General features: G+C 51.0%; 11 protein-coding genes. 6 read left to right on the top strand and 5 right to left on the bottom strand.

What is annotated here, in order from left to right:
• Positions 1–82 precede the first annotated feature (82 nt).
• Positions 83–826: a two-component system response regulator RstA gene (gene rstA / locus C2U43_RS11675; RefSeq protein ID WP_103285166.1), complete on the top strand. Its 744-nt coding sequence runs from the start codon at positions 83–85 to the stop codon at positions 824–826.
• Positions 827–892: 66 nt separating this feature from the next.
• Here rstA and C2U43_RS11670 read toward each other — a convergent pair whose 3' ends face one another.
• Together C2U43_RS11670 and C2U43_RS11665 are read right to left on the bottom strand one after the other, a co-directional pair.
• Positions 893–1,921, bottom strand: a complete 1,029-nt coding sequence (locus C2U43_RS11670; RefSeq protein WP_032943366.1) for a HoxN/HupN/NixA family nickel/cobalt transporter — start codon at positions 1,919–1,921, stop codon at positions 893–895.
• 120 nt (positions 1,922–2,041) lie between these two features.
• Positions 2,042–2,884: an aminoglycoside phosphotransferase family protein gene (locus C2U43_RS11665; protein ID WP_103285165.1), complete on the bottom strand. Its 843-nt coding sequence runs from the start codon at positions 2,882–2,884 to the stop codon at positions 2,042–2,044.
• Positions 2,885–3,073: 189 nt separating this feature from the next.
• Here C2U43_RS11665 and C2U43_RS11660 point away from each other — a divergent pair, with 189 nt between their 5' ends.
• A complete protein-coding gene (locus C2U43_RS11660; RefSeq protein ID WP_103285164.1) occupies positions 3,074–3,808 on the top strand; it encodes an MBL fold metallo-hydrolase in 735 nt (244 codons plus the stop codon).
• An 83-nt stretch (positions 3,809–3,891) separates the two neighbouring features.
• Here the strand turns inward: C2U43_RS11660 and C2U43_RS11655 are convergent, their stop codons facing one another.
• On the bottom strand, positions 3,892–4,236 hold the full coding sequence (locus C2U43_RS11655) for a DUF1294 domain-containing protein (RefSeq protein WP_103285986.1): 345 nt from the start codon (positions 4,234–4,236) through the stop codon (positions 3,892–3,894).
• Between the two features lie 234 nt (positions 4,237–4,470).
• Here C2U43_RS11655 and C2U43_RS11650 point away from each other — a divergent pair, with 234 nt between their 5' ends.
• From C2U43_RS11650 to tus, 3 genes are all read left to right on the top strand, one after another.
• Entirely contained in the window at positions 4,471–4,989 is a 519-nt protein-coding gene (locus tag C2U43_RS11650; protein WP_103014909.1) for a hypothetical protein, read from the top strand.
• 230 nt (positions 4,990–5,219) lie between these two features.
• Positions 5,220–6,521, top strand: coding sequence for a two-component system sensor histidine kinase RstB (gene rstB / locus C2U43_RS11645; RefSeq protein WP_103285163.1), 1,302 nt, complete (start codon positions 5,220–5,222; stop codon positions 6,519–6,521).
• A 73-nt stretch (positions 6,522–6,594) separates the two neighbouring features.
• Complete coding sequence (gene tus, locus C2U43_RS11640; RefSeq protein WP_103285162.1) at positions 6,595–7,524, top strand: DNA replication terminus site-binding protein; 930 nt, start codon at positions 6,595–6,597, stop codon at positions 7,522–7,524.
• On the opposite strand, the gene fumC is transcribed toward tus, so the two are convergent.
• Both fumC and fumB read right to left on the bottom strand, forming a co-directional pair.
• Entirely contained in the window at positions 7,521–8,924 is a 1,404-nt protein-coding gene (gene fumC, locus C2U43_RS11635; protein WP_103285161.1) for a class II fumarate hydratase, read from the bottom strand. The two genes, tus and fumC, sit on opposite strands and share 4 nt — an antisense overlap.
• A gap of 141 nt (positions 8,925–9,065) precedes the next feature.
• Positions 9,066–10,712 carry a class I fumarate hydratase gene (gene fumB / locus C2U43_RS11630; protein ID WP_103285160.1) on the bottom strand — a complete coding sequence of 549 codons (1,647 nt, stop codon included), beginning with the start codon at positions 10,710–10,712 and terminating at the stop codon, positions 9,066–9,068.
• 262 nt (positions 10,713–10,974) lie between these two features.
• Here fumB and manA point away from each other — a divergent pair, with 262 nt between their 5' ends.
• The gene (gene manA / locus C2U43_RS11625) at positions 10,975–12,150 is read left to right on the top strand and encodes a mannose-6-phosphate isomerase (RefSeq protein ID WP_103285159.1); all 1,176 of its coding nucleotides are present in this window, start codon (positions 10,975–10,977) and stop codon (positions 12,148–12,150) included.
• The last annotated feature ends 55 nt before the right edge of the window (positions 12,151–12,205 follow it).

Here is a 12,205-nt window from a genome sequence, read left to right as displayed (position 1 = left end):
AGCATAACGGAAGCGTTCTTGTTTAGAAAAGATTAATGGAAGGAAAAACCGGGGCGGTGTATGTTGGCGTTTTATATTCAAAATGAATGATATGAACACCATCGTATTTGTTGAAGATGATCCCGAAGTTGGCTCACTGATTGCAGCCTATCTGGCCCGGCATGATATTGAGGTTATCCTTGAACCTCGTGGTGATTTGGCCGAGGAGAAAATCCTGCACGTTCAACCCGATCTGGTGTTATTAGATATCATGCTGCCGGGCAAAGACGGGATGACTATCTGCCGCGATTTACGCGGACGCTGGCAAGGCCCGATTGTTCTGCTCACCTCGCTGGACAGCGACATGAACCATATCCTGGCGCTGGAAATGGGCGCCTGTGACTATATCCTGAAGACAACGCCGCCAGCTGTGCTGCTGGCTCGCCTGCGCCTGCACCTGCGCCAGAATGAACACTCCGCACAGTCTAAAGGCATTCAAGCGGCAACCATCACACCGCACACAACGCTGCGCTTTGGCACACTCACTATCGATCCCACCAACCGCTCCGTGCTGCTCGGCGGCGAGCAAATCTCTCTTTCCACCGCTGATTTTGAATTACTGTGGGAGTTGGCAACCCATGCCGGGCAGATTATGGACCGTGATGCGTTGCTAAAAAACTTGCGTGGCGTAAGTTATGACGGCATGGATCGCAGCGTCGATGTCGCGATTTCCCGCTTACGCAAAAAACTGCTCGATAACGCGACTGAACCCTATCGAATCAAAACGGTACGCAACAAAGGTTATCTGTTCGCACCGCACGCCTGGGACGACGCGCCGCAGAAGTAATCCAACTGGGCCGGTCACTTTGATCGGCCCTCTTAATTACCTGGCGTTACACTGTCACATTGATAGCTAACTAAACGTCAGTCCGTCGTATTTTTTCCAACGGTAGTTTACGGCGGAGATAATCCAGCAGCCGATAAAGACGCCAATAATCGCAAAACCGACATTCCCCATATGGTCACTCAAATTGCTGACGGTATCCCACAAACCCCCCTGAAGCGAAAACGCGTCAGAGAGAAGTCCCAGCGCCTCCAGCCCGCCAATAAATAGCGCAACAATCACGGAAGTCCCGGTAATGGTCATATTGTAATAGAGCTTACGTTGCGGCTTATTGAACGCCCATCCGTAGGCCTCAACCATCAGAATACTGTCGAGACAATCAATTAACGCCATACCGCAGGTAAACAGCGCCGGGAACACGAGAATTGACCAAATCGACATGCCGCTGGACGCGCTTGAAGCAGAAATTCCCAGCAGAGAAATTTCAGTGGCGGTATCAAAACCCAGACCAAACAGAAAGCCGACAAAATACATATGCCAGTCTTTACCTACCAGCCGAAACGCTGAGCGGAAAAGCCAGTTCAGAGGGCCTGAAACTGTAATGTCTTCCGTGGTGCCATCGTAAGTACCGGTGCGTTTAAGATGGCGGAATGCCTTCCAAACCTGGCAGAAAATAATGAGATTGATGGTAGCCAGAATCAGCAAAAATACGGCAGAAACCGTAGTTCCTATCAGACCACCGACATTCTGAAACCATGCCATATGTTGCTTAAACACGCTGGTAGTTAGCGCAATGCCAATGCTGGCTAGCACCACAATGGTAGAGTGTCCCAGAGAAAACCAGGCCCCCGTTGTCAGGGCACGTTTTTTCTGCTGCATGAGTTTACGCGTCGCGCTGTCTATCGCGGCGATATGATCGGCATCAACGGCATGGCGCAAACCATAGCACCACGCAATCAGACTCAGTGCCAATAAGGAAGTATTGTTGCTAAACGCGGTGAAAGCCCACAGCCACGCTACGATGTTTGCCCCGATGAGTAAGACCATCAACAAAAGAATATTCGGGCGTTTTTTTAATAATGAAAACAATGCGTTCATTGTTTCCGGCCTGTCAAATTTTCGCTCAACAACACACCACACCGCCGTTCATTAATTGATTAATACAACGTTTACCAGGCTAATGATAACTCTTAAGAATTACTAACCCAGTGTCGTAGATCAAAATTGATTACCACCTGAAGCAAGTTCTGCCATCGCTAGCTCCGCAATACGCAGAGGTACCGTTGCGCTGTCACCCTCTTGCAGAAACCAGACGGACGACAACCCACACCAGGCAACAATCCACATCAGTAAACGCTGCCGTTCAATTCTGGCGATTTCAGACACAATGTTGACTCGTTGCGTGAATCTTTCAGGCTCAATGGCGACAGGTCTGGTAGGTTCGGCAAGATCGGGGTTAGTAAAGATATTGGCATAATCAAAGCCGCGCTCGCCCACCAGCCCTTTGGGATCGATAGCCAGCCATCCTCTCGTTCCGAAATCAAGAATATTGCCGTGGTGTAGATCGCCATGTAATACGACTGCATCATGGGGTGAAGATAGCAGTACGTTTGCCACCGCAGCACAACGCGTCAGGATACCGCCATGCTTTTTCGCGGCAGGAGCCAGATCGCGAAACCAATGGTGCAGAGGCGTTAACGCAGGCGTAGACGCATTTCGGGAGAGATGGAGTCTACTGGCAGCATGGCAAATAATGCGACAGGCCTGCGCATCGTTGCCAGTCCAGGACATGTCCGCTAAAGACCCTGTCCCTGTCGCACGTTCCAGCAGAATCGCCCCTGCTGCATGAGCAAGTACTTTCGCTGCGCCATTTCCGTTCCACCAGACCATGAGTTCACAGCCGATCCGTTCACTGTCATCATCGGTGATCTTTAGTATGGCTTTCTGCCCGTCCTTGACCACCACCACAGGCAAAAGCTGCGATGTGTGCGTTTCAAACGGTTCACCATCTGGAGTGAGCCCCCAACGGTTGAGCCAGGTGTTGAACAGACGATTTTCCAAACAATATCCTCATTTTGCTCTGGAAGATGGTAATCAAAAAGATCCGTGTCGGCATTATTCCTGTTTTCTTTTGGTTGAGCCACAACCCCCACTTCCATCATCACTGACTTATCGGGTAGAGCACTAACAGGCACATCCTTGTGTATCTGTGTGCCATGCTGACTGTGTTCGGTATATGAGGAGGACACGATGATCACGTTATGCAAAACCTGTGGAACATCCTATGAGGTAACTGGCGCCCATCCGGAACATTGCGGTATCTGCCTGGATGAACGTCAATATGTCCCCACAAGCGGGCAGAAATGGATCGATTTTGACACCCTGTGTGCATCGCATACAAATAAGTGGAAGCAACACGACAGTACCCTCCTCAGCATCCGCACCGTTCCTGATTTTGCAATTGATCAGCGCGCGTTTCTTGTGCGTACCCCAGAAGGAAATATTCTGTGGGACTGCATTGCCACGCTCGACGATGCCACAAAAACGCTAATAACGTCCCTTGGCGGCCTTAAGGCTATCGCGATTTCGCATCCTCATTACTACACCACCATGCAGGACTGGGCTGCGGAATTTAACGCGCCGATTTACCTTCATGCCAGCGACAGAAGGTGGGTAATGCGTGACAGCCCGTGGATTAGATTCTGGGATGGCGACACCATTGAGTTAACCCGTGACGTCACGATGATACGTCTCGGCGGGCACTTTGCTGGCGGCTGCGTCCTGCACTGGGCGCGTGACGAAGGCGTGGTGCTTTCTGGCGACATCGTTCAAGTTACACCAGGTGCCCATGCAGTCTCATTTATGTGGAGCTACCCCAATATGCTACCGTTGCCAGCCGCCACCGTCAGCGACATCATCCAACGCCTGAGAACAGTGAAATTTAAGCAACTTTACGGCGCATTTGAAGGTAAAGATATTACGTAAAATGCCGATGAAATTGTGCGCCGTTCAGGTGAAAAATATATTTCCTGCCTCAAAAAAACCGGCAGTTTATTCACCAACCATGCTCAGGAAAGTAAAAATGGATAGAACTTATAAATCACGCCCATCACAGAAATACTGACTATCACACTGATAATAAAGTAGGTTTTGAAAGGCTGCTTTTGTGTTTTATGGCGAAAGATTTGTTGACCCGCTATCGCGCCGCCCCATCCGCCCACAACGCCAAACACCAGCAATGTGGATTCCGGCACTCTGCGCCAGTCCTTGCGTGCCGCCATTTTGTCCACGCCGTATAACAGCAGCGTCAGAACGTTGGCGAGTAGAAACCATATAACAAGAGGATAAGCGGTGAAAATGCAGCCGACCGCTGCGAAAATGAGTAGCGAATAACAACAGCGATTGAGATTCATATTTTCAGTCACAGCACTTTTCAGGAAGTATCGGCACGCATTATACGCAAGGTCAGTCATCCCTGCCACGGGTGAGAATATCCCTTTTATTATTATGCCTATATCCCCAAAGATAGCGCAAATTCTCTGGTCTGCGGCGTACCTAACAATTCAAACAAGAGAGCCGTTTTCATTATTCAAAACAAATGGTAATTTATTAAACCCAAATGGAGAAATTGTTCTGGAGTCACAAGGATGAGAAAATACTCATATCCATATTTGTTTTTTGTTACCGTCTCATCTCTCGGCGCAATATTTCTCTTTTACTGGTGGAAGGTAACGATTTACAGAGCGACATTTCTCTACCCGCTCACATCCAAATACCTCATGCTTATTTCTCTGGCAGTGTCATTGTTAATTACCTTATTTCTGGTAGGTAATGGGATAATGAAAAAAAGTCCCTTCCAAACCTATCTGAAATTATTTGGTGGCATCAGCATTGCCATGGTGCTGTTTTCAGTGATCATGGTTATGGCGATAACCTGGTTCATTCCAGGTGTCCCCTCGTCCTATACCGCAACATACGTCTATGCTACAGGAAGTTCTAAAAGCTGTTCGGGGGCTGATGTTGACGATCCGGATCTCGGGACTAACATAAGAATTTGCTATCCCGAAGGTAACTACGAATATAACAACACCATCTACGTTGAGAAACGAAGTAACCTTTTAGGTGCGGTCGTGACATACGCCAGAACAACCCCATCCCGATTTTGATTAACTTACAGCGTAGAAAGCAATGCGTGATCCAGCGAAAGGTCATTCCGCGCCCGTAGGAGCCATAAGAATGCAGAAAAGAGATATACAGTGTACTCTGCGTGGACAAGCACGCCGGATGGTGATCGGAGAACCTTTCTGAACCCACGCATCGGCGGATACCGCTGTGCTCACTTTTCCCCTGTGGGACACGTGCACTCGCTAACTTATTGAGCGTTCGGTGATTTTTTATGAAGAAACTGTTTGTGCAGTTTTACCTCCTGCTGTTTGTCTGCTTTTTGGTGATGACCCTGTTGGTCGGTCTGGTATACAAATTCACCGCAGAACGCGCAGGCAGACAGTCGCTCGACGATTTGATGAAAAGCTCGTTGTACCTGATGCGCAGTGAACTACGCGAAATCCCGCCACGCGACTGGGGTAAGACGCTGAAGGAGATGGATTTAAACCTTTCATTTGACCTGCGCGTTGAACCGCTGAATAAGTACACACTGGATGCCCCAACCATGCAGCGTTTGCGCGAAGGCGATATTGTGGCACTTGACGATCAATACACCTTCATTCAACGCATTCCTCGCAGCCATTATGTGCTGGCCGTCGGTCCGGTTCCCTACCTCTATTTTCTCCATCAAATGCGCTTGCTGGACATCGCGCTGATGGCGTTTATTGCTATCTCACTGGCCTTCCCGGTACTGATCTGGATGCGCCCGCACTGGCAGGAAATGCTCAGACTCGAATCCGCCGCACAACGTTTTGGTGAAGGACATCTGAGTGAACGCCTTCATTTTGACAGCGGTTCCAGCTTTGAGCGCCTGGGCGTAGCGTTTAACCAAATGGCCGACAATATCAATGCGCTGATCGCCAGTAAAAAACAGCTCATCGATGGTATTGCCCATGAGCTTCGTACCCCGCTGGTACGTTTACGTTACCGGCTGGAAATGAGTGATAACCTCACCGAGCAGGAATCTCAGGCGCTGAATCGTGATATCGGCCAACTGGAAGCGTTGATCGAAGAGTTACTGACCTACGCCCGCCTGGATCGCCCGCAAAATGAACTGAAACTCAGCGTACCGGACCTGCCTGCTTGGTTGACAACCCATCTGGAGGATGTGCAAAGCGTAAATCCTGACCGTGCGGTGCAATTACGTCATCTCGAAACTGGCGACTACGGCGCGTTGGATATGCGCCTGATGGAGCGGGTCCTGGATAATTTGCTGAATAATGCCCTGCGCTATTGCCAGTCAACGGTGCAAGCCAGTCTGCTGCTGAACGGCAATCAAGCCACGCTGGTAGTGGAAGACGACGGTCCCGGTATTGCACCAGACGCTCGCGAACAGGTTTTTGAACCGTTTGTACGCCTTGACCCCAGCCGTGACCGGGCGACCGGGGGTTGTGGGCTTGGGTTAGCCATCGTCCACTCAATAGCGTTGGCTATGGGAGGGACGGTCGTCTGTGATGAAAGTGAACTTGGCGGCGCCCGGTTTACTTTCTGTTGGCCCGTCTGGCATAACATTCCTGAAATTTCGGCTGCCTGACCTATTCTGCTCGGTGGCCAGGCGGTAGATGTTGTGCTATAAAAAAGTATGTTGTAACTAAAATGGTAAATCTATGGCCCGTTACGATCTCGTTGACCGCCTGAACGGCACCTTTCGCCAGATGGAACAAGAACTGGCGCTTCTGAACGAAAACCTGTTGCAGCAGACGCTGCTGATTGCCCGCGTATTCTCGTTACCGGAAGTGGTCAAAGAGGCAGAGCATGCCCCTCTGCAGAGCATTGATGTTAAGCAGCATTTAGGCAAAGAGGCTGAAGCGCTGGCACTGCGCCATTACCGTCACCTGTTTATTCAGCAGCAGTCCGAAAACCGCAGCAGCAAAGCGGCCGTCCGCCTGCCGGGTGTATTGTGCTACCAGGTTGATAATGCGGCGCAATGTGCTCTGGAAGAACAAATCCAGCGTATAAACCAGTTGAAAACCACCTTCGAGCGCATTGTTACAGTAGAGTCAGGGCTGGCGCCGGCAGCACGTTTCGAATGGGTGCATCGCCACCTGCCGGGGCTGATTACACTGAATGCCTATCGCACGCTCACCGTTGTCAGAGATCCTGCCACCCTGCGATTCGGCTGGGCTAACAAGCACATTATTAAAAACCTGAAACGTGATGAAGTACTGCAGCAACTGGAAAAAAGCCTGACCTCACCGCGCAGCGTACATCCCTGGACACGTGAAGAATGGCAGGCGAAGCTTGAACACGAATATCAGGATATCGCCGACTTACCGCAGCAGGCCCGCCTGAAAATTAAAAGGCCGGTAAAAGTGCAGCCTATTGCCCGAGTCTGGTACAAAGGAGAGCAAAAACAGGTGCAATATGCCTGCCCGACGCCACTAATTGCACTGCTTAATGACGACAACGGTATGACCGTACCGGATATCGGCGAGTTACTGAATTACGATGCCGATAACGTTCAGCATCGCTTTAAACCTCAGGCGCAGCCGTTGAGATTGATTATTCCCCGGCTGCACCTGTACGTTGCGGATTAACTGCCTGGCCGCATGCTGCCAACCATCAGCTCCGGACGTACCCAGCTGTCGAACTCCGCTTCGGTTAGATATCCCAGCGCCAGAGCGGAGGCTTTTAGCGTCAGCCCTTCTTTATGCGCTTTTTTGGCAATTTCAGCCGCTTTATCGTAACCGATATGGGTGTTGAGCGCGGTCACCAGCATCAGCGACTCATTGAGCAGTTGATCTATTCGTTCACGGTTGGGCTCGATTCCCGTCGCGCAATGTTCATTGAAGCTTTCCATACCGTCCGCCAGCAGGCGTACCGACTGCAGGAAGTTGTGGATGACCATCGGTCGATAGACGTTGAGCTCAAAGTTACCTGACGCCCCGCCCATATTGATGGCGACATCGTTACCCATCACCTGGCAGCACAACATGGTCAGCGCTTCACACTGGGTAGGATTGACTTTACCCGGCATGATCGAGCTGCCCGGTTCGTTTTCCGGAATTGAAATTTCGCCAATACCACAGCGCGGGCCAGATGCCAGCCAGCGTACATCGTTGGCGATTTTCATCAGCGACGCTGCCAGCCCTTTTAGCGCTCCGTGGGCATGAACCAGGGCATCGCAGGTGGCCAGCGCTTCAAATTTATTCGGAGCGGTAACGAACGGCGCGCAGGTAATGACCCGCAGTTCATCCGCGACCCGGCGGGCGTATTCGGGATGAGTGTTCAGTCCGGTACCTACCGCGGTTCCCCCCAACGCCAGTTCTGCCACATGCGGTAAACTGTTTTCAATGTGTCTGAGGTTATGTTCAAGCATTGCTACCCAGCCGGAAATCTCCTGGCCAAGCGTAAGTGGAGTTGCATCTTGCAGATGTGTACGACCAATTTTAACGATATCGGCGAAAGCGTGGGACTTATCACTGAGCGTTTTTGTCAACACATTTAATTGTGGGATCAAAGATTTACGCAGCGCCAGCAGTGCGGCAACGTGCATTGCGGTTGGGAAGACATCGTTCGAGCTTTGGCTTTTATTGACATCATCGTTGGGGTGTACTTTTCGCTCCATCCCCCGCACGCCGCCCAGCAATTCGCTGGCCCGGTTTGCCAGCACCTCGTTCATATTCATATTGCTTTGCGTGCCTGAGCCGGTTTGCCAGATGGCCAGCGGAAACTCATCGCGGTGTTTATCTGCCAACACCTCATCTGCAGCCTGCATAATAGCCCTGGCTTTATCCTCCGCCAGCAGCCCCAGATCCAGGTTAACCTTTGCCGCGGCGCGTTTCGTCAGCGCCAGCGCATGGATCAGCGAGACCGGCATTTTCTCCGTAGAGATACGAAAATGCTCCAGCGAACGTTGGGTTTGCGCGCCCCAAAGCTTATCGGCAGGAACATCAATCGCCCCCATTGAATCATTCTCGCGGCGTACCGTTACCATTACCTGCTCCTTACATTAACAGTTGATTAGGTTATGTTTCGACATTGCCCATTTGCATTGGTCTTATGAGTATTAACGAGGATAAAGCTGTCGTTTGGTGGTTCGTGCGGTAAAAAAAACCGCCCCGAAGGGCGGCTGACGTTACTTAACGCAGCGTGCGCACTGCGACGTCTGAATTTGCTTGAAGAAATCGTTGCCTTTGTCATCTACCAGGATAAATGCCGGGAAATCTTCTACTTCAATTTTCCAGATGGCTTCCATCCCGAGTTCCGGGTATTCCACGCACTCCAGGCTCTTGATACTGCCCTGAGCCAGCACCGCGGCGGGGCCGCCAATACTGCCCAAATAGAAGCCGCCATGTTTATGGCAAGCATCGGTCACCTGCTGGCTGCGATTGCCTTTCGCCAGCATAATCATGCTCCCACCAGCGGCCTGAAGCTGGTCAACATACGAGTCCATACGTCCGGCAGTGGTTGGCCCCAGCGAACCAGAGGCATAGCCTTCCGGCGTTTTTGCCGGACCTGCGTAATAGATCGGGTGATCTTTAACATACTGCGGCAAACTTTCGCCGTTATCCAGACGTTCTTTCAGTTTCGCATGCGCAATATCACGGCCAACGATAATTGTACCGTTGAGCGACAGACGCGTGGAAACCGGATACTGGGAAAGCTGAGCCAGAATCTCTTTCATCGGACGATTGAGGTCAACGCGCACCGCTTCGCCCTCTCCCGCCTGGCGCAGCTCTTCCGGTATAAATTTGCCAGGATGATGTTCCAGTTTTTCGATCCAGATACCTTCACGGTTGATCTTGGCTTTGATATTTCGATCGGCTGAGCAAGAAACGCCCATTCCAACCGGACACGACGCGCCGTGACGCGGCAGGCGGATCACGCGGATATCATGCGCGAAGTACTTCCCGCCAAACTGCGCGCCAAGCCCCAAATTCTGCGCCTCAATCAGCAGCTCTTTTTCCAGCTCTACATCGCGGAATGCCTGACCATGTTCGTTACCTTCTGTCGGCAATTCGTCGTAGTATTTTGCAGAAGCCAGTTTGACCGTTTTCAGCGTGGCTTCTGCCGATGTTCCACCGATTACGAACGCGATGTGATAAGGCGGACAGGCCGCAGTGCCCAACGTACGCATTTTCTCAACCAGGTAATCTTTTAATTTGCCCGGTGTTAGCAGCGCTTTGGTTTCCTGGTACAGATAGGTTTTATTCGCCGAACCACCACCTTTGGCAATACACAGGAATTTGTATTCATCTCCGTCGACGGTATACAAATCGATTTGTGCTGGCAGGTTGGTACCGGTGTTCACCTCTTTATACATATCCAGCGCTGCGTTTTGTGAATAGCGCAGGTTGTCTTCGATGTAGGTGTTATAGACGCCTCGTGCCAGCGCCTCCTCATCGCCCCCACCGGTCCAGACACGCTGACCTTTTTTACCCACGATAATCGCAGTTCCGGTGTCCTGACAGGTCGGCAAAATGCCTTTTGCCGCGATGTCAGAGTTACGCAGGAATTGCAGGGCCACATATTTGTCGTTTTCGCTGGCCTCCGGGTCGCGCAGAATATCAGCTACCTGCTGTTGATGTGCGGGACGCAGCATAAACGACGCATCATGAAAGGCCTGACGAGCCAGCAGGGTTAAGGCTTGAGGTGCAACTTTAACAATCTCCTGCCCTTCAAATTCGGCAACAGAGACATAGTCGCTGGTCAGCAGATAGTATTCGGTATCATCCTTTTTGAGGGGGAAAGGATGCTGATAATGAAAGGGTTTGTTTGACATTGTGCTCTCACTTACTGCTCGGTCTGGTTATTCTCTGGGCAGATGTTCCATTGCCCTGCTTCCCTGCCGCAGATCCGGTTGTAGAAGGAAGAGCTTTCTGCAACCGGAATTACTCAGGGTATTAAAAGCGAGTCACCATATCCTACACATTTTTTTAACAAAAACTGAGACAAGTACGACTTTTTACATGTGCAGGTTACTTCCCTCAGGGTTTCTTGGTTTAATAGCCGTAGAAAATTCAACATTGAAACAGGGCTTGATAATGCAAAAACTCATCAACTCAGTGCAGAACTACGCCTGGGGAAGTAAAACGGCGTTAACGGAACTCTATGGCATTGCCAACCCCACTCAGCAACCGATGGCTGAGTTGTGGATGGGCGCGCATCCGAAAAGCAGTTCGCAGGTTCTGGGCGCTGACGGTCAGACGGTTGCTCTGCGCGACGTTATCGAGCACGATAAATCCGCACTGCTAGGCGATGCCGTAGCGCAACGTTTTGGTGAACTGCCCTTCCTGTTTAAAGTGCTCTGTGCTGCTCAACCGCTTTCGATTCAGGTTCATCCTAACAAGCACAATTCTGAAATTGGATTTGCCAAAGAAAACGCTGCGGGGATCCCGATGGATGCCGCCGAGCGCAACTACAAAGATCCTAACCACAAACCAGAACTGGTATTTGCTTTGACGCCTTTCCTGGCGATGAACGCATTCCGCGAGTTCTCTGACATTGTTGCATTGTTACAACCCGTTTCCGCCGCACATCCGGCTATTGCACATTTCCTGGAAGAGCCGAGTGCGGAACGTCTGAGCTATCTTTTCGCCAGCTTGCTGAATATGCAGGATGAGGAGAAATCCCATGCGTTGGCGATCCTGAAATCAGCGCTGAACAGCCAGCAGGGTGAACCCTGGCAAACCATCCGTCTGATCGCTGACGTCTACCCGAACGACAGTGGGCTTTTCTCCCCGCTGCTGCTCAATGTGGTGAAACTCAATCCAGGCGAGGCTATGTTCTTATTTGCCGAAACCCCGCACGCTTACCTGCAAGGTGTGGCGCTTGAGGTGATGGCTAACTCGGACAACGTGCTGCGTGCCGGACTGACGCCAAAATATATTGATATCCCGGAACTGGTCGCCAACGTGAAGTTTGTCGCCAAGCCAGCAAACCAGTTACTGACCACGCCGGTTGAATCTGATGGTGAACTGGACTTCCCAATCCCGGTTGATGATTTTGCGTTCTCCCTGCATGAGCTTACTACCAGTGGCGCAGATATCAGCCAGCAAAGTGCGGCTATTTTGTTCTGCATAGAGGGTGAAGCCGTGCTGAGCAAAGGCGAGCAACGTCTGGTTCTGCGACCGGGTGAATCGGCCTTTATTGGCGCGAATGAATCGCCGGTTAACATCAGTGGCGCAGGTCGTTTAGCCCGGGTTTATAACAAGCTATAGCAAGATACTGATATTTTTAACAACTCTTGCTAAGCTGTAGTGTGTTAAAGACATG

Source organism: Citrobacter freundii complex sp. CFNIH9, assembly GCF_002903305.1.
In the GTDB taxonomy this organism is placed as follows: domain Bacteria; phylum Pseudomonadota; class Gammaproteobacteria; order Enterobacterales; family Enterobacteriaceae; genus Citrobacter; species Citrobacter portucalensis.
The sequence above is the reverse complement of the archived record's forward strand: the minus strand, read 5'-3'. Positions and strand labels throughout refer to the sequence as shown.

Bases quoted from the DNA above. Each gene is read 5' to 3' on its own strand.
- C2U43_RS11655 (WP_103285986.1), bottom strand. From the start codon at position 4,236: ATGAATCTCAATCGCTGTTGTTATTCGCTACTCATTTTCGCAGCGGTC.
- fumC (WP_103285161.1), bottom strand. From the start codon at position 8,924: ATGGTAACGGTACGCCGCGAGAATGATTCAATGGGGGCGATTGATGTT.
- rstA (WP_103285166.1), top strand. From the start codon at position 83: ATGAATGATATGAACACCATCGTATTTGTTGAAGATGATCCCGAAGTT.
- fumB (WP_103285160.1), bottom strand. From the start codon at position 10,712: ATGTCAAACAAACCCTTTCATTATCAGCATCCTTTCCCCCTCAAAAAG.
- manA (WP_103285159.1), top strand. From the start codon at position 10,975: ATGCAAAAACTCATCAACTCAGTGCAGAACTACGCCTGGGGAAGTAAA.
- tus (WP_103285162.1), top strand. From the start codon at position 6,595: ATGGCCCGTTACGATCTCGTTGACCGCCTGAACGGCACCTTTCGCCAG.
- C2U43_RS11650 (WP_103014909.1), top strand. From the start codon at position 4,471: ATGAGAAAATACTCATATCCATATTTGTTTTTTGTTACCGTCTCATCT.
- rstB (WP_103285163.1), top strand. From the start codon at position 5,220: ATGAAGAAACTGTTTGTGCAGTTTTACCTCCTGCTGTTTGTCTGCTTT.
- C2U43_RS11670 (WP_032943366.1), bottom strand. From the start codon at position 1,921: ATGAACGCATTGTTTTCATTATTAAAAAAACGCCCGAATATTCTTTTG.
- C2U43_RS11660 (WP_103285164.1), top strand. From the start codon at position 3,074: ATGATCACGTTATGCAAAACCTGTGGAACATCCTATGAGGTAACTGGC.